The organism is Halomonas sp. AOP7-B1-5 (assembly GCF_052353045.1).
GTDB classification, from domain to species: Bacteria; Pseudomonadota; Gammaproteobacteria; order Pseudomonadales; family Halomonadaceae; genus Vreelandella; species Vreelandella colorata.
In genome coordinates, this window is the sequence record NZ_JBQTDC010000004.1 from 96,948 (window position 1) to 114,053 (window position 17,106).

The 17,106-nt window shown below is 55.0% G+C and carries 16 protein-coding genes; 14 read left to right on the plus strand and 2 right to left on the minus strand.

Annotated elements, in window-relative coordinates; all coding sequences use genetic code 11:
- Nucleotides 1-39 precede the first annotated feature (39 nt).
- From ACT3XD_RS03705 to ACT3XD_RS03740, 8 genes are all read left to right on the plus strand, one after another.
- Nucleotides 40-531 carry a YciE/YciF ferroxidase family protein gene (locus tag ACT3XD_RS03705; protein ID WP_192536643.1) on the plus strand — a complete coding sequence of 164 codons (492 nt, stop codon included), beginning with the start codon at nucleotides 40-42 and terminating at the stop codon, nucleotides 529-531.
- A 361-nt stretch (nucleotides 532-892) separates the two neighbouring features.
- Nucleotides 893-1,057, plus strand: a complete 165-nt coding sequence (gene hemP, locus ACT3XD_RS03710) for a hemin uptake protein HemP (RefSeq protein ID WP_192536644.1) — start codon at nucleotides 893-895, stop codon at nucleotides 1,055-1,057.
- Between the two features lie 96 nt (nucleotides 1,058-1,153).
- A complete protein-coding gene (locus ACT3XD_RS03715) occupies nucleotides 1,154-3,133 on the plus strand; it encodes a TonB-dependent receptor domain-containing protein (RefSeq protein WP_444280541.1) in 1,980 nt (659 codons plus the stop codon).
- Between the two features lie 31 nt (nucleotides 3,134-3,164).
- Nucleotides 3,165-4,217, plus strand: coding sequence for a ChuX/HutX family heme-like substrate-binding protein (locus ACT3XD_RS03720; protein ID WP_192536646.1), 1,053 nt, complete (start codon nucleotides 3,165-3,167; stop codon nucleotides 4,215-4,217).
- Nucleotides 4,214-5,083: a heme/hemin ABC transporter substrate-binding protein gene (locus tag ACT3XD_RS03725; protein ID WP_192536647.1), complete on the plus strand. Its 870-nt coding sequence runs from the start codon at nucleotides 4,214-4,216 to the stop codon at nucleotides 5,081-5,083. The genes ACT3XD_RS03720 and ACT3XD_RS03725 overlap by 4 nt, the downstream gene beginning before the upstream one ends.
- A 41-nt stretch (nucleotides 5,084-5,124) precedes the next feature.
- A complete protein-coding gene (locus ACT3XD_RS03730; protein WP_192536648.1) occupies nucleotides 5,125-6,117 on the plus strand; it encodes a FecCD family ABC transporter permease in 993 nt (330 codons plus the stop codon).
- Complete coding sequence (locus ACT3XD_RS03735) at nucleotides 6,111-6,872, plus strand: ATP-binding cassette domain-containing protein (RefSeq protein WP_192536649.1); 762 nt, start codon at nucleotides 6,111-6,113, stop codon at nucleotides 6,870-6,872. Before ACT3XD_RS03730 ends, ACT3XD_RS03735 begins: the two co-directional genes overlap by 7 nt.
- Before the next feature lie 121 nt (nucleotides 6,873-6,993).
- Entirely contained in the window at nucleotides 6,994-7,422 is a 429-nt protein-coding gene (locus ACT3XD_RS03740) for a YbaN family protein (protein ID WP_192536650.1), read from the plus strand.
- Nucleotides 7,423-7,510: 88 nt separating this feature from the next.
- Here ACT3XD_RS03740 and ACT3XD_RS03745 read toward each other — a convergent pair whose 3' ends face one another.
- Entirely contained in the window at nucleotides 7,511-9,118 is a 1,608-nt protein-coding gene (locus ACT3XD_RS03745; RefSeq protein ID WP_192536651.1) for a methyl-accepting chemotaxis protein, read from the minus strand.
- Nucleotides 9,119-9,566: 448 nt separating this feature from the next.
- Nucleotides 9,567-10,232 (minus strand): GntR family transcriptional regulator, encoded by a 666-nt coding sequence (locus ACT3XD_RS03750; RefSeq protein WP_192536652.1) that lies wholly within the window; start codon nucleotides 10,230-10,232, stop codon nucleotides 9,567-9,569.
- A 294-nt stretch (nucleotides 10,233-10,526) separates the two neighbouring features.
- On the opposite strand from ACT3XD_RS03750, the gene ACT3XD_RS03755 reads away from it, so the two are divergent.
- The 6 genes from ACT3XD_RS03755 (at nucleotide 10,527) to otnC (ending at nucleotide 17,040) form a co-directional block, all read left to right on the plus strand.
- Nucleotides 10,527-11,921 carry a flagellar biosynthesis protein FlgA gene (locus tag ACT3XD_RS03755; RefSeq protein WP_192536653.1) on the plus strand — a complete coding sequence of 465 codons (1,395 nt, stop codon included), beginning with the start codon at nucleotides 10,527-10,529 and terminating at the stop codon, nucleotides 11,919-11,921.
- Between the two features lie 82 nt (nucleotides 11,922-12,003).
- Nucleotides 12,004-12,969 carry a Bug family tripartite tricarboxylate transporter substrate binding protein gene (locus ACT3XD_RS03760; protein ID WP_192536654.1) on the plus strand — a complete coding sequence of 322 codons (966 nt, stop codon included), beginning with the start codon at nucleotides 12,004-12,006 and terminating at the stop codon, nucleotides 12,967-12,969.
- 101 nt (nucleotides 12,970-13,070) lie between these two features.
- Nucleotides 13,071-13,559, plus strand: coding sequence for a tripartite tricarboxylate transporter TctB family protein (locus ACT3XD_RS03765; RefSeq protein WP_192536655.1), 489 nt, complete (start codon nucleotides 13,071-13,073; stop codon nucleotides 13,557-13,559).
- A 40-nt stretch (nucleotides 13,560-13,599) separates the two neighbouring features.
- A complete protein-coding gene (locus ACT3XD_RS03770; protein ID WP_192536656.1) occupies nucleotides 13,600-15,087 on the plus strand; it encodes a tripartite tricarboxylate transporter permease in 1,488 nt (495 codons plus the stop codon).
- A gap of 22 nt (nucleotides 15,088-15,109) precedes the next feature.
- A complete protein-coding gene (otnK, locus tag ACT3XD_RS03775; RefSeq protein WP_192536657.1) occupies nucleotides 15,110-16,396 on the plus strand; it encodes a 3-oxo-tetronate kinase in 1,287 nt (428 codons plus the stop codon).
- Nucleotides 16,393-17,040: a 3-oxo-tetronate 4-phosphate decarboxylase gene (gene otnC / locus ACT3XD_RS03780; RefSeq protein ID WP_192536658.1), complete on the plus strand. Its 648-nt coding sequence runs from the start codon at nucleotides 16,393-16,395 to the stop codon at nucleotides 17,038-17,040. The genes otnK and otnC overlap by 4 nt, the downstream gene beginning before the upstream one ends.
- The last annotated feature ends 66 nt before the right edge of the window (nucleotides 17,041-17,106 follow it).

The window sequence follows — 17,106 nt, forward strand, 5'->3', positions numbered from 1 at the left end:
ATTACGGATGATCCTTTTTAATCAAGCAGGAGCGATACGATGGTTATTAAAAACGCCAAGGACCTTTTCATTCATCTTCTTTCCGACACGAACAGTGCTGAAAAGCAGATAACAAAGGCGCTACCCAAATTAGCTCGGGCAGCTGATGACCCCCAACTGGCTGAGGCATTCAAGCACCACCTGGAAGAAACCCAAGGCCAGCTGGAAAGGCTTGAAAAAGTAGCCGACAGCCTGCCAGATATCCGAATCAAGCGCATGAAGTGTCATGCAATGGAAGGCTTGATCGAAGAGGGCCAGGAGCTGATAGATGCCACTGAGAAAGGCCCGGTGCGCGATGCAGGCCTGATCGGCGCGGCTCAGAAAGTCGAACATTATGAAATTGCGACTTACGGCACCCTGTGTGCTCTTGCCGAGCAGCTAGGCTATAGCGAAGCCAAAAATATTCTGGCTGAAACGCTTGAAGAAGAAAAGAACACCGATAATAAGCTAACCCAGTTGGCTAAGACGCTGGTTAACCAAAAAGCGGGATAAAAACCCTTTAATGAAGTAGCCATCAATGGTTGGTCGTATTGGCCGTACGTTATCTAACAAACGGTTAATTATTAATATCCAACCTATATGATATTGCTTCATTGAAAGCCAATTTTAAGTCTTATTAACTTAGGTGAGCTGATAGTTGATAGCTCACCTAAATTTCCTACATAACTTTTAAGGCCATATTGCGCCCCTGAATTCAAACATTAAGCACGATTCAAAGCGCTTTCATTGTCTACGCCTTTTTCTCCCCCTTCCCCTACGCTTGGTCAGGTTCCTTATTCAGCTACTTGAGCCGACGCAAACGGCCTGCTATCTTATCGGCAATAATTATCATTAACATAAGGGACAGTATCTCATGCAGTTTGCCGATAGAGGTACAGAATCAGACAATACGCCTGCGCCTCGTGAGGTCGAAAGCCGCGAATTGCTTGGGCCGCAAGGTCAACTGGTGATTCAACATGACAATCGCCGCTACGTATTGCGTATTACCAGAAGCGGAAAACTTATTTTAACGGCGTAACGCTCCATCAGTTCTTACGCCGCTTAACGCCAGCCAGGTAGCCAACGCACCCAGCCAGCTTCAATTACCCTCCTTATTGTTGGAACGGTCTGGCTCATGAAACGTGTTTACTCGCTTTGCCCGCTTTACCTTGCTCTTTGCCCCTTGCTTATCGCCCCTGCGTTAGCGCAATCAACGGCGGATCCAGTGACCGTTACCGGCACGCGGACGCCTACCGACCTTTCTCGCGCACCGTTGATTGTCGATATTATCGACCGTGATGATGCCGTTCTGGCTACCGCTGGCCGCATTGAAGATGTACTGAGCCGTCAACCAGGCCTGCATGTGGCCGGGCCAGGACGGCGTAACGGTCAAACGCTGAGCATGCGGGGGTTTGGCCGCCAGGGCGTGCTGGTTCGACTGGATGGCGTTCGCCAGGATATTTCCACTGGCCACGTAGGCAACTTCTTCCTAGACCCAGCGCTGATCCAGGAAGTCCAGATAGCGCGCGGCGCACTATCAAGTCTTTATGGCAGTAACGCCATGGGCGGCGTGGTAAGTTTCACGAGCGTAGAAGCCAAGGACTTGCTTGCCCCCGGCCAAGACAGCGGCGCCCGGCTTTCTGTTGGCGGCGCTACAGCAAATGATGAGCTACGTGGCAGTCTGACAGCCTTTGGGCGTCACGCTGCACCCAGTGGTCAAGTGGATGGCCTGATTTCAATAGGCCGTAGCGAGTCCGGTGATATTCGCCGCGCAGGTGGCGAGGAGGCCGAAGACGATGCCTCGCTCAACAGCCTGCTGGTCAAAGGCGGTTGGGAGCCGAGTAGCGATCAGCGGGTGTTTATCAGCTGGCAGCATTACGATGAGCGTGCTACCCAGCCCGCTAACCCTCAGCAGTTATCACGCGATGCCAGTAACCCGCTGCGCGACCGGAATGTCGAAAGTAACAATCTACAGCTTGGCCACCGCTGGCAGCCCGGCCAAGCGACAGAAATCACCTCACGACTGACGTTTAGCCAGCAGGATATTGATGAGCCCCAAGCCAGCCGCACGCTGGAACGCGTTGGCCTGCAAAGCGATGGCTACCACACCATCAATCACGGCTGGCTCTCCCAAACATTGGTATTTGGTGGCGAACTGGAGCAGGCGCGCCAGCGCCCGGAAGGTAACGCCAACGGCTTTCCAAAAGCCGATATCGACACTCAGGCCGCTTATTTAGACACCACGCTAACCGCTGGCCGCTATCTAGCAGAGGGCGGTGCCGGCCAGTTTGATGTAGGCCTGGGGGCCCGCTATGACCGTTACGACGCCACCGGCCAAGGCGATGCCGATAGCGTGCATGACCAGGTCTCGCCACGTTTTCGCCTGGCCTGGCGCCCCGATGAAGCGCTGATGCTGTTCTCCGGTTACGCCGAAGCCTTCCGCGCGCCAAGCCTTTCTGAGCTATACGCCAACGAGCGCCACTTTGCCGGTTTCTGCGCCGGGCCTTTCTTCTGTACCCCCGACAATTACTGGGTGCCTAATCCTAACCTGTCTCCTGAATCCAGCCATACCTGGGAAAGTGGCGTGGTCTGGCATCAGGGCGATTGGCAAGTGCGCGCCAGCTACTTCGACACCCGAGCCGATGACTTTATCGACACCCAGGTCGACATTATGGCGGGTACCACTCAGGCCGTGAACGTACAGCGCGCCCAACTATGGGGCTATGACGCTCGTGTTGCCTGGCAGCCCGGCGCCTTTCCTCTACTTACAAGCTTTATAGGACTCTCTGAAGTTTCCGGTAAAGACCGCGACAGCGGCGGCGCGCTAGGCAGTCAGACCCCCATGGAAGTGACCCTCGGCAGTGAAGTGGCCCTCTACAACCATGATGTGCGTATCGGCTGGCAAAGCCGCTTGGCGCGTGATTTTGATAAACAGGGCGATGACGAGCGTCTGCCTGGCTATGGGCTGCACGATGTGCACCTGGCCTGGCGCCTTACCCCCGCCATCGATACCTCGCTACGCCTGGCTAACCTGGGCGATAAAGTGTGGTACCGCCCCGATGGCAGCTTAGGCGATGGGCGCAGCCTGTTCGCTACCCTCAACTGGCAGTGGTAAATCCATTCAGTGAACCCGATATAGGTGCGCTATGACTCAATCCCAACAAATCGCTATTCTGGAAGCCTTTGATGCTGCGCGGGCGGCCCAGCCGCGTCTGCCCGCCATCGACATTGCCGAGCGTCTAGCCATTAGCGAAGGCGAGTTACAGGCGGCTCGCCTGGGCCGTGATGTATGGACACTGCCCTTGCCACCCAGCGAGATCGCAAGCTATCTGCCCACGCTTGGCCGCGTAAAATCGCTGACCCGCTCACGCCTGGCCGTACTTGAGCAAACCGGGGTCTATCCTGAACTGCGTGGCGGATCCCAAACAGGTCTGCTGCTCGACCCTGGCGGTTTGGATCTTCGCTTGCTGTATCCCCACTGGCACTGGGTGTGCTTGATTCGCGATGCCATGCCTTCGCAAGATGGCTCAAAGGAGTGGCGCTGGAGCCTGCAAATATTTAACCAGCACGGCTGCGCCGTGCACAAATGCTTTGCGCTGGAAACACCACTTCCCAGCGCCTGGAACGCGTTAGCAGCACTCGGCACCCAGGACACTCCGGCGTTCACTCAGAGTGCACCGCGCCTAAAACGCCCGCTTCCCAACGCCCCCGACCTTGCGAGCGAATGGGGAGCGATGCAGGACGTGCATCAATTCTTCGCTCTGCTGCAGCGCCATCGCCTGGAGCGTATTGAGGCCAACCAGTTGATGGAGGGCCACTACACCCGAGCGCTACCGGCTAACATATTGGAAAACGTGCTCCATCAGGCAAGCCAGCACACCTTGCCACTCATGCTGTTTGTCGCCAGCCCCGGCTGCGTACAAATCCGCACGGGCACACTGCCCACACCCCAGCGCGCACGGGGCTGGCTGAATCTGTTTGGCGATAGCTTTACCCTGCACTTGGACGACACTGCCATTGATCAGGTGTGGCAAGTGTCTAAACCCAATCGTGATGGAGGCGTCACCAGTATTGAAGCGTTTGACGCACAAGGCTCATTAGTCCTGCAACTATATGCCGAGCGCCGCGAGGGCAACCCAGAATCCGCCGCCTGGCGGCAGCTATTGAATGAGCTTCATCAGCGTGAGGCCGTGGCATGAAGCAGCATATTCGACTGCTCTCCAGCGTTTTGCTTGCGCTGTTGTTCAGCCTGGAAACGAGCGCCAGCGAACGTTGGGTTGTGCTGGGCGGCGATATTGCTGAAACGCTTTCGGCCTTGAATGCTGACATTAATTTGGTCGCCCGCGACGATACGGTTCTCTATCCTGAGCCCCTGACAGCGCTGCCCTCCGTAGGTTACTTGCGCCAGCTCTCGGCCGAAAGCGTACTGTCGGTTCAGCCTGACCGTATCCTTGCCAATCAGCATGCCGGCCCTAAAGAAGTGCTTGAGCAGCTGGACGCTGTCGGCGTTACGCTGGATGTGGTTAACGCACCCGCTACGCTAGCGGCCATTGCTGAAAAGGTTCGCGCGGTGGGTGGCTACACTGACCGGCCTGAACAAGCCAACGCTTTAGCGCAAACCTTGACTGACAAGCTTGAATACCTAGCCGATTTGCCCCCCTTACCTTCAACTCGGACGATGTTTATTCTCCAGCATAGCGGCTTAACGCCGCGTGCGGCTGGTCGCCAAACCGCGGCGCATACGGCGCTTGAAGCCGTCGGGCTGGAAAACGCCTTCGCAGCAATGGAGGGCTACCACAGCGTTGGCGCCGAGGCGTTGGTGCGCGAGGCGCCTGAGCTGATCATTATGTCGGCGCGCGGTTTAGAGGCTATGGGCGGCCCAACGGCCTTATGGCAATTACCCGGTATGGCACTTACTCCGGCAGGCCAGAAGCAGCGGTTAATCGTTATCGATGATCAGGCACTGTTGGGCTTTGGGCCGCGTGCGCCCGACCTGCTGTTAGCCTTACGCCAGGATGTTGAAGCGATACTTAACGTCTCGCCCACTGCGCTGGCTGCGCCGTAATGGTCAGCTTAACGGCTTATCGTCAGCGCACGATGCGACCGATGGGGCGCGCTCCACGAGTCCTTATCGGTTTAACGCTTGCGCTGTTACTTGCCTTGGCGTGGGGCTCGGCGTCAGGAGCGTTAGGGCTTTCCCCATGGGCACTGCTAAGCGGCAATGCCGATACGCTCAGCACACAGGTTTGGTGGCAGCTGCGCTTACCGCGCTTGCTGCTGGGGGTTGCCGTAGGCGCCATGCTCGCGGGCAGCGGCGCAGCCATGCAGGGGCTATTTCGTAACCCTTTAGCCGACCCAACGCTGCTCGGCCTTGCCAGCGGTGCCGGGCTATTTGTGGCGCTATGGATCGTTGTTTTTCAGGATAGCGCTGCCAACAGCCTTTACGGTCAGTTCGCGGCGGGCTTTTTGGGAGCACTGAGCGTATGTGTGGTCGTGTTTAGCTTGGCCAAACGCCAGGGTGGCAGTGCCGCCGTTATGACCCTGCTGCTAGCAGGCCTGGCGATTAACACCCTGGCCGGTGCTGCGGGTGGTGTTCTTGCGTTTATCGCCAGCGATGAACAGCTTCGACAGTTGAGCCTGTGGGGGATGGGCACGCTAACCCATGCCTTATGGCGAACCACCGCTATCGCCCTGGTACTGATGAGCCTGGCACTGTGGATGCTAATGCGCAGCGCCAGCGAGCTTGACCTGCTTCAGCTAGGCGAAACCACAGCCCATGCGGCGGGACTGGACGCCAACCGCCTAAAACGCCGCATTGTCGTCGCCACCTCACTTGGCGTCGGGCTTTGCGTGGCACTCACGGGTGTCATTGGCTTTCTTGGCCTGCTGGTTCCCCACTGTTTACGGCTTTGGCTAGGGCCTGGGCACCGGCTACTCTTGCCTGCCTCAATGCTGGGCGGGGCGCTGCTGTTAGTGGTCGCCGATACCCTGGCACGTACGCTAGGTGCACCTGCCGAGATACCGGTCGGGCTGCTAACGAGCCTTTTGGGCGGGCCCTACTTCCTGTATCTGCTTATGCGCCGGAGCCCGTCATGCTGACTCTGCATCAAGCGGGGTTCACCTCGATTCCCGCACTAGCGCCTATCGATGGCGAGATCCACCCGGGCGAGCTGCTCGCGATTGTAGGGCCTAATGGTGCGGGCAAGAGCACGCTGCTCAGCATGCTGTCAGGCTATCGCCGCTGCGAACAGGGCAGCGTACAGTTGGATGGCCACTTGCTGCATGAATGGGAGATCACCGCGCTCGCCAACCGCCGTGCGCTAGTCGCTCAGCAGGAACCTGTCGGGTTCGATTGGCGAGTGGAAGAATTGGTGTGTCTGGGGAGCAAACCTGAAAAAGCACTCATCGCCGAACTGCTCGATGACCTGGACCTCGTCCCGCTCGCCAAGCGCAGCGTACTCTCGCTTTCGGGCGGCGAGCGCCAGCGAGTGATGATCGCCCGCGGCGCCTGCCAGTTGCTCTCGCGGCGCTCAAACACAGCAAAGGATGGCGGCCTGCTTCTGCTGGATGAACCTACCAGCGCGCTGGATATTGGCCAGCAGCAACGGCTAATGCGTCAACTACGCGCCTGGGCAACACAGCATCGTATGGCCATCGTATGTGTCTTACATGACCTGAACCTGGCCGCTACTTACGCCGACGGTGTGTGGCTACTTCATCAGGGGCAGCGCATCGCCTACGGCAAGCCGCATCACGTGCTAACCCCCGCCCGCATCGCTGATGTGTACGGCGCAGAGTTTCAAGCGACCGCGAACCACGCAGCGTCTCCTCCGCTTCTTGCCCTGGCACGCTAATGCGTCGAGAGAGTTAAGCAGTTTTAAATACGGCGTAGTATGCTTAGCGCATTAACGTATTAGCCTGTCAAAACTGACCTGGCGCATCGCTAATCACGGTTATCCATGAGAAGCTGGATACATGAACGAGAAACCACCCATCGGCTCGCCCCAAAAGCGCCACTCAAAGCAACCCATCACGCTAGTACGTGCCTTATGGGTAGGCCTTGCTGCACTGAGTTTCGGCATTGGCGTCATCGGTATCTTCTTGCCCTTGCTGCCGACCACTGAGTTTATGCTGGGCGCCGTTTACTGCGCCTCTAAAGGATCACCACGTTTTGAAGCGTGGATTCGCTCGCGCCGCTATGTAGGGCCGCTTATCAATAACTGGGAGCGCGAGAGGGCGATCTCCCGGCGCGCCAAATTTATTGCCGTAAGCATGATTAGCGCAAGCGCGCTATTTATCCTACTGCATCTGAGTAACAGCTGGTTACGGTGGAGTATTATCGCGCTCTTGATAGGCGTGGCAATATGGCTAGTCACACGGTCGGAACCTACGCTAAACGACTAACGTACACGTGGAACCGACTGGTGGGCTAAACGATCTATCAATGATCAGATAAAGTCTTAGTTTCTGCCTGAAAAGTGCCTACACAGCTTCAATAATGCGAGTTGCTCGGCAAATATGTCTGTTCGGTATGTGAGCTGAGACTCTGATGATTAGCCAGCTTAAACCGCTCAACGGCGGTAACCAGCAGCTGCGCCTGGCTCTTGAGGCTAGCAGCCGCCGCGGCAGACTCCTCAACTAGAGCAGCGTTTTGCTGAGTTGTCTGATCGATCTGGTTAATCGCCTCACTTACTTGACCAACTGCGGTACTTTGTTCGTTGCTTGCATCACTGATTTCACTGACGATATCACTGACCCGCTGAATCGACGTGACGATCTCCTGCATGGTGGTGCCAGCCTGGTCAACCAACACTGATCCTTTTTCAACACGCTCAACGCTGACGCCGATCAGTTCCTTGATTTCCTTTGCAGCTCCAGCGCTACGCTGAGCCAAATTGCGAACTTCGCTAGCCACAACCGCAAAACCACGGCCTTGTTCTCCCGCTCGGGCGGCCTCAACTGAAGCGTTCAGTGCCAAAATATTGGTCTGAAATGCAATACTATCAATAACACCAACAATATCATTGATCTGGCGGCTGCTGTCGTTGATATCTCGCATGGTATGTACCACCTTTTCAACCACGTCACCGCCCTGCTTCGCCACGTGACTTGCGCTGACGGCCAACTGACTGGCGGTATGCGCATTGTCCGCATTTTGCGTAGCGCTTGATCCCATCTGCTCTATAGAAGCTGACGTTTCCTCAATTGCCGAAGCTTGCACTTCAGTGCGCTGACTCAAATCGTTATTGCCCAGCGCTATTTGAACACTGGCCGTTGCCACATTCTCTGCATTACTCCGCACTTCTGAAACTACCCCGGCCAGGCTATTGACCATGGTTTTCTGAGCCATCAGGAGCTGGCCAATCTCGTTATTTGAGAATGGCTCGATACTGCCGGACAGATCACCTTCCGCTACAGCTTGCGCCTGGTTGACCGCTTGGCCCAGTGGGCGGGTAATACCTCGTGTAATAACAATAGCGACCCATATTGATATCAGTACAGCTGCCGCTCCTAGCCCAATCGTTTCCATCATGGACGTACGGTACTGAGCATCACCGCGCTCCATACCATGCCTGGCCTCAGTCAGCTGCAGGTCAATGAGTTCGCTGATGACGCTGCTAATAGGATCAATAGATGAATAGAGCTGTCCGTTGTACGCGTTCAACTCACCGCCGACCATACCGGAGTAGGTTTGTAGCGTATTTTCCAAAGCACTCAAGGCACTATTGGCAGGGCCAAAGCGCTTTTGCACCTCAGAAGCCATACTTGCTTCTTCGGGAGTAAGTGACGTCGCCATATAAGATGCCCACTCGTGATCAATGACCTCACGTGCGTTTTGCACTGCTTGCAGTGCCTCCTCAGCGGTAATCAGTCCCGCATTGGCTTTATTGACGGCATCAATCACATTAACCGCGTAAGCATCGGAAATAATCTTGAGCCCCCGTAATGGAACCACGCGATCTTCATAAAGGGATTGCATAGTTTGATTAACGTTTCGAAGGCTAAACGAACTCAACAGACCACTAAGGACCAAAAACAGAACAGCGACCAGGAAGCCCAGCCCAATCTGTTTGCTGATTGATAAATGTCTAAACTGCATTTTTAATGCTCCAGGATGCAACAAGGATAAGCGATTGTCTCAAGCCAGCCCAAAGGGGTTGTCATAGCGTTCCAGGGGAGGCGTCGCCATGATGAGCAGGCTCAACTTTTCGTCGAACTTATCTGAGCGAAGGGAGGGAAAGAAAAACAACTATTTACATACGTAAGCCAAGGCTAAAAGTATGCCTTTCAGCAGCACTTACTGGATCATCACCGGTACCACTCATGTGATACCTGACCCATCAGTTGAATTACGAAAGTTAATAGCGCGTCAGTAATATCGGCATCATAAACGGATACTTTAGGTCAGCTGACGTTTGTTGAAGCGCCGATAGTAACTGGAAGGGCATATTCAATAGAGCATTGCCGGGCAGTGAGATGCTTAGCTTACCCATAAAGACGTTACTTACTGGTCCGTTTTTTATACGCTTTTGTCTCATCTTCAATAGCTAGCCAGTTACCGGCTCGCCGTTGGCGTACTTTATCCAGGTTTTGCCTAAATGGTTGCGCAACTCGCGCCCAACGCGTACGCCATCACGAGCCTCCAGCGCCTTTAGAATGGCCTCGTGCTCTTCCATGGCGGTTGCCCATTTCTCATTTTTCTGATTAGAAAGATACCGCACCCTATATAGCTGCCGGCTAAGCGTGGCGTGCATGTCAATCAGCGTCGTATTACCTGACAAAGCCACAATACGGTTGTGGATATCCTGGTTCAAACGAAAGTAGTTCTGTCGATCGCGCCTTAGAAAGGCTGCTTTCATTTCATAATGCAGCGCTTGAAACTCAGCAATATCCTCATCACTGGCAATAACGCAGGTGAGTTCGGCTGCCGCCTGTTCAAGCACACTCAAAACATACGCTTTCTCTTTCATATCAGCCGCGCTGACCTCAGCCACCACCGCCCCGCGGTTGGGGGAAATCACCACTAAACCTTCTGTCGCGAGAATCTTGAGCGCCTCGCGTAGCGGCGTGCGCGAGACCTGCAGTTCAACGGCCAGCGTACGCTCGGGTAACCGCTGCCCCGGTTGAAAATGGTCCATTACGATATGTTCGCGTAAGTAATGCGCGACTTTTTCAACAAGCCCGGCGTGATTGATTGGGGCGATATCTTCCATGGAGTTATTCACTTTAATTAGCGACTACCAAGAATGGCATACCAAAAATTTCCTTTCAAATAATAACGCATATAGAAAAATATTAATTAATTAAATAATTTAATAAAATCAATAATTTAATCGGATAAACAAACATGACAAGACTAAAGTACTAGACCACGTATATTGACCCAAAAAATGGTATACCACTACATTTCAGCATCTGTATACTACGTTTGCGTGACAAAAAAACATCAATACGTTCATGGTCACCGTTCAGAAAGCTCTGACCTAAACAGGAAATACCTTTTACATATGAATTACTTACAACACTTTGATACGACCAAGGTAGTTGAAGCCTGTATCGCGGGTGCTGGTGATTTTGGTCGTGGCGTATTGCGTCAAGCCCGCCAGATGCCAGGACTGTCGGCGCGTATTGCGATCGATATCAATCCTGAAAAGGCGGCTGAAGCCTTACGCCATGCGGGTATTCCCAACACGCAAATAATGGTATGCCATTCTTCAAACGATGCCGAAGACGCTTGGCAGAAAGGCTTTTTCATTGCCACGGCTTCTTTCGAAACGGTCGCGGCACTTCCGTTCGATATTCTGGTTGAGTCTACCGGTATTCCTGATGTCGGCGCCCGTTATGCAGAAGCGGCCTTGCTGGCGGGTAAACATGTCGGTATTGCCACCAAGGAAACCGAATCGGTGGTCGGGCCTTACCTTACTCGCCTGGCCGAAGACCAGGGGCGTCTTTTCACGCCGCTGGATGGCGACCAGCCAAGCCTGCTGATTGGCCTTGTCACATGGGCTAGAACGCTGGGGTTTGAGATCATTTCTGCTGGCAAGAGCAGTGAATACGACTTTATCTGGGATGAAGCGCAAGGCACCGTAACCTGTAACGGCACCCAGTACGATGCCACTGAAATGGCCGCACTCTGGAAGCTTGACGATAGCGATGCACGCGCCACAGTCAAATCCCGCGGCGAGGCTTTATCCGCTATTCCGCAGATTTCAGTGCCTGACCTATGTGAGATGGTCAACGTTGCCAACGCAACCGGCCTGCAGCCTGACCTGCCCGAATTTCATGCCATGGTGCTGCGAACCACAGAAGTGCCCACACTTCTGGATACCCAGGCAGAGGGCGGTGTTCTAAAAGGTAACCAGCGCCTTGAAGTCTTTAACTGCCTGCGCCGTCCAGACGAGCTGAGCTTTGCTGGCGGTGTGTTTGTAGTGGTGCGCTGTGAAGACCCGCATGTCTGGACACTGCTGCGCGATAAAGGTCACGTACTAAGCCGCAGCGGCAATAGCGCCATGGTTTATCTGCCGCGCCATTTGCTGGGCCTGGAAGCGCCCATTTCGCTGCTCGATGTGGTACTCAACGGCTTAACGTCCGGTGGCGGTCATGCCACCACGCCTAAATTCGATCTGACCGCGCGCGCCACTCAAGCGATCAAAGCGGGCCAACGCCTTGAGATGAAAGGCCACCATCGGCACATCGAAGGGCTGCGTCCAGAGCTTCACCCCGCTGCGGCGCTTTCCGATGGCGCAAAAGTCCCCTTTTATCTGTTACCAGGCGCCGACGTTATTCGCGATATTGCGCCTAATCAACCCATTACCCTAGCCGATGTCACGCTACCATCTTCCCGATTACATGAGCTTCGTCTTAAACAGGATGATCTGTTTTTTACAGCCGACAGCCAGTAACTAGCGGTAGAGCGCCTTTTAAAGTGCCTACTTTCTGTATTGATGGCCCCTAAAAGCAATAACAATCACCATGGAGAAAATTATGATTACTAAACATAGTGTTAAATACGCTGCTCTAGGTCTTGCCATGCTCGGTGCGGCTACCGGCGCAAGTGCAAGCGATGCCGATAACTTCCCCAGCAAGCCGATCCAGTTCCTGGTAGCTGCGGGTGCTGGCGGTGGTACTGATAACTTCGCTCGGGTCGTTCGCCCGATGTTTGAAGAAGCCATTGGCGGCGCGCGTATTACAGTGGTTAACCTGCCCGCCGCGTCCGGCGCTTTAGCCCACCAGCGTACCGCGACAAGCGCGGCTGATGGCCACACTCTGGACTTTGCCTCCACGACGCTTGTGACCTCACTTGCGGCGGGCCAGAATCCCGTGGGTCTGGATCAGTTAACGCCAGTGGCACGTATGCAGTCCGACGTCATGGCGCTTTTTGTCAATCCTGAGCGTTTTCCTGATTTTGAATCCTTCGTGAAATACGCTGAGGAAAATCCTGGCAAAGTCACCGTTGGGGGCACCCATACGGCAAGTCCTGACCACGTGGCTTTCCTGTCGCTGCGTGATGCGTCGGGTCTGGACATGAACTTTATCCCTTATGACAGCACCGGCAATGCCACTGCTAACGTGCTGGGCGGCAATATTGATGCGACCACCACCTCGCTGAGCCCACTATTAAGCTACATCGAAGCCGGCCAGATGATGCCGATTCTGGTTTTCATCGATGAGCGCCTTGAAGACTACCCGGATGTGCCGACCACGGTTGAAAACGACTGGGATCTGACCGACGGTAACGATCGCGCCATCTTTGTACATGCTGATACGCCAACGCCGATTCTGGAACGTCTGGAAGGCGCCTTCAAGGATGTTTACGACTCCGAGGAGTATCAGAGCTACGCGGAGCGTGTAAACCTTGACTACCGTGCAGGCTGGATGGGTAGCGACGAGTACCGCCAGCGGCTTGAGAACAACTACGAGCTTTACTCACGCTTGCTGCAAAACGACTAAACCAGTAGTTACTGGTGAGTGGAGGGGCATGCCCCTCCTGTATCCATTTGAAAGATCGGCCTTATGGGGCCGACCTTTCACTGTCCCCTTCAGGGTTTACCATGCACGCCAGGATCACTCTTTTTGCGCTGGGGGTCGTGTCACTCGCGGTGGTGAGTCTTTATCCCACGCTGCAATTCCCAAGCTCTGCTCAAGTGTCCACGTTTATCGGGCCTCGCGTTTGGCCATTAACACTGCTGATCGCTCTGTTTACGCTGGGCCTTATACTGCTCGCCATCACATGGAGTGACCGCAAGAAGGCATTAGCCACTGAGCATCAGTCCACGTCGGACACCACGGCTGAAACAGCGCTATCTTCGTCACGTTTCTCCCTTGGACGCACCCGTCACTGGTGGTTTATAGCGGCGGCTATCGCTTACACGCTCTTGATGGACAGCGTCGGTTTTTTAATCGCCAGCCTGATATTTACCTTTATCGGCACACTGCTTCTGGGTGCCCGCTCATGGCTGACCATTGCCATTACATTAGTTATTGCTGGCGTACTGATGCAGGGCGTTTTCGTTTCGCTGCTCGGTATCCCCATGCCGTAAGGCTGCCCCATAACCGACCCAACCTTCTAGGGAGTCGACTATGCTAGAACATTTTTTGGGCGGGTTAGCCGTGGTGATGCAGCCACTCAACCTGTTGCTCTTAACCTCTGCCGTATTTATCGGTTTTATTGGCGGCGCATTACCCGGCATCAGCGGCGTTATTCTGGTGGTTATCCTACTGCCGGTTACTTATGGCATGGAGCCGACCACGGCCTTTATGGTGCTGACCGCTATTTATGGCGCCACGGTCTTTTCGGGTCTGATTACCGCTATTCTTTACCGGGCTCCCGGCACGCCTGAAGCAGTAATGACGGCGTTTGACGGCTATCCCATGACGCAACGTGGCGAAGCAGGCAAAGCCTTAGGCATCGGCGTTTTAAGCTCGGCTATCGGCGGGCTTGTAGGCACCGTGGCACTGATTATATTCACGCCCATGCTGGCCAAAATGGCCTTGAAGTTTTCATCTCCCGAGTACTTTGCCTTAGCGGTACTCGGTTTAACCGTGGTGGCTTCACTAGGCGGTCGTCTCATATTTGGCTTGATTGGTGCGGCGCTAGGTTTATTCATTGCCACTATTGGTATTGATCCGCTCACCGGCACCAGCCGCTTTACCTTTGGCAATCTTAATCTGGCCGAAGGCGTGGGTTTGATTCCCGTCATTGTCGGCCTGTTTGCCGTGTCAGAAGTCATGAAACGTACGCTGGACCATGAAAGCCATCAACCGCTGAAAAAGGTGAAGGTAAAGATTTTCGATCTTCCCGTTTTGCGCCAGATTGGCATGACCCTGTCACGCTCATCCATTATCGGGGTCGTCATCGGTATCCTGCCGGGTATCGGTGCCAGTACCGCGGCGATGGTGAGCTATAGTGAAACGGTCCGCTGGTCCAAGCATCCTGAGAAATTTGGCAAGGGCGCGCCGGAAGGTATTGCCGCCCCGGAGTCTGCCAATAACGCAGCGGCCATGGGTGCACTGGTGCCGCTTTTTGCGCTGGGTATTCCGGGTAGTGGCACTACGGCCGTTATTCTGGGCGCTTTTATCATGCATGGCCTGCAGCCTGGGCCAATGTTTATGCTGACCAGCAGTGACCTGATCTACGCGGTATTTGCCGGGCTGTTTATCGTCAATTTCATGATTCTGCTTTTCTCAAAGCCGTTCATCGTGCTGTTTACCAAATTGCTGAATGTACCTTATTCCGCGCTTGGCCCCATCATTATCATGTGCTGCATCGTGGGGACTTTTTCGGTGCGCAACTCTATGTTTGATGTATGGTTGATGATGGGCTTTGGCGTGTTGGGTTATCTGCTTGAGAAAATCAACTTTCCATTGGTATCGATTATTTTGGGATTGGTTTTGGGCCCTATCGCAGAAAGCGAGCTGCGCCGGGCACTATCCATGTCACAAGGCGACTTCAGCATCTTTATTGATCGTCCTATCAGCGCCACACTGCTGAGTATTGCTTTCATTCTGCTGGCCGTCACGCTGATTACGCCGCTGATCAAACGCGCACGTCGCAAGGCCACTACCTGAAGCCCGTATCCTGGAGAATGCTATGACCATCGTACTGGGCGCTATCGCCGACGATTTTACCGGTGCCACTGACCTTGCCAACAACCTGGTACGCGGCGGTATGCGCTGCGTTCAGGTCATCGGCGTGCCGACCACCCCACCCGACTTAAGCAACGTAGATGCCGTGATAGTGGCGCTCAAGTCGCGCTCCTGCCCGGTTGAAGAAGCTACTAGCGATTCACTAGCAGCTCTTGAATGGCTACGTGAACAAGGTGCACGGCAGATATTTTTTAAATACTGCTCGACCTTTGATTCAACCGACAAGGGCAACATCGGCCCGGTTGCCGATGCGCTACTTGATCGACTCGGCGTCTCGCAAACCGTGATGGTCCCGGCGTTTCCGATTAATGGCCGTACGGTATATCAAGGGCACCTGTTCGTTGGCGACCGCCTGCTTAACGATAGCGGCATGCAGCACCACCCGTTAACGCCCATGACCGATGCGGATCTGGTTCGCGTGCTTTCACGTCAAACCTCTCACGCCGTTGGTCTGGCCAACCGCGCTATGCTAGCCAAAGGCGGCGAGGCTACTCGTCAACACCTTGACGCTTTAGCAGCTGAAAACATACGCCATGTCATTTGCGACAGCGTCGATGACAGCGATCTTGACGTATTAGCGGAGGCAACGGTAACGATGCCTCTGGTAACCGGCGGCTCAGGGCTTGGCCAGGCGTTGCCTGCCCAGTACCGTAAACAGGGTTGGCTTGCCGAAATTGCCGAGCCAGGACGCCTTCAGCCCGCCTCTGGCAATATGTTGGTATTGTCAGGCAGCTGCTCACGAGCAACGCTTGCTCAGGTCGCTGATTTTCTAGCCCGTCATCCTGGCGCGGGCTTTGCGCTTGACCCCCAGGCCCTGGCCAAGGGCGACAAACAGTGGGAGCAGGCGCTGGCCTTCGCGTTCGAGCGCCTTGAACAAGATGCACCTGCCCTGATCTACGCCTCGGCCGATCCTGAAAAGGTCAAGGCCGCTCAGGCGGAACTGGGCGTAGAGCAAGCTGGCCGGCTAGTCGAAGAAGCGTTAAGCCAGCTTGCCGTTACTCTGGTCAATGAAGGCGTTGGCCGACTGGTGGTTGCCGGTGGTGAAACTTCGGGGGCAGTGGTATCTGCCCTGGGCATTTCAGCGCTACGTATTGGCGAGCAGATTGATCCCGGCGTGCCCTGGACACAAGCGACACTAGCTAACCGCGAGGCGCCGCTTTCCCTGGCGCTCAAGTCAGGCAACTTTGGGGGCGTTGATTTCTTCACCCGAGCGTTTGAGGTATTGGCATGAGCACTCACGACCAGAACCACCTGCGCGAACAGATCAGCACGCTGGGGAAATCGCTGTTTGATCGCGGCCTGACCATGGGTTCAAGCGGCAATATCAGCGTGCGCTTGGATGACGGTGGCTGGCTGATGACGCCTACCAACGCCTGCCTTGGGCGCCTGGACCCTGCACGCATCTCACATCTGGATACCCAGGGCCAACTGATCAGTGGTGATAAGCCCACCAAAGAGCAGTTTCTGCATATGGCGATGTACGATGAGCGCCCTCAGTCCGGCGCCATCGTTCACCTGCACTCCACGCATTCGGTGGCGGTTTCCTGCCTGCCGGGTATCAACCCCTGCGACTGCATTCCGCCTCTCACCGCTTATTACGCGATGCGCGTGGGCAAGCTTCCCCTGGTGCCTTACCACATCCCGGGCGACCAGCAGTTGGGCGAAGCGGTACGCGGCCTGGCAGGCAAGCACAGCGCCGTTCTGCTTGCCAACCACGGCCCGGTCGTCGCTGGTAAAAATCTCGAAGCAGCGGTGTATGCCACCGAAGAGCTTGAGGAAACAGCGAAGCTGTTTCTGCTGTTGCGCGGTGAAAACCCACATGCGCTGACGCCTGAACAGGTTGCTGAATTGGAAGCCCGGTTTCCAAGGGATTAAGCTATTCAGTAAGAGCATTTAAAACATAAGGGCAAAGCTCATTGAGCTTTGCCCTTATCGATTACC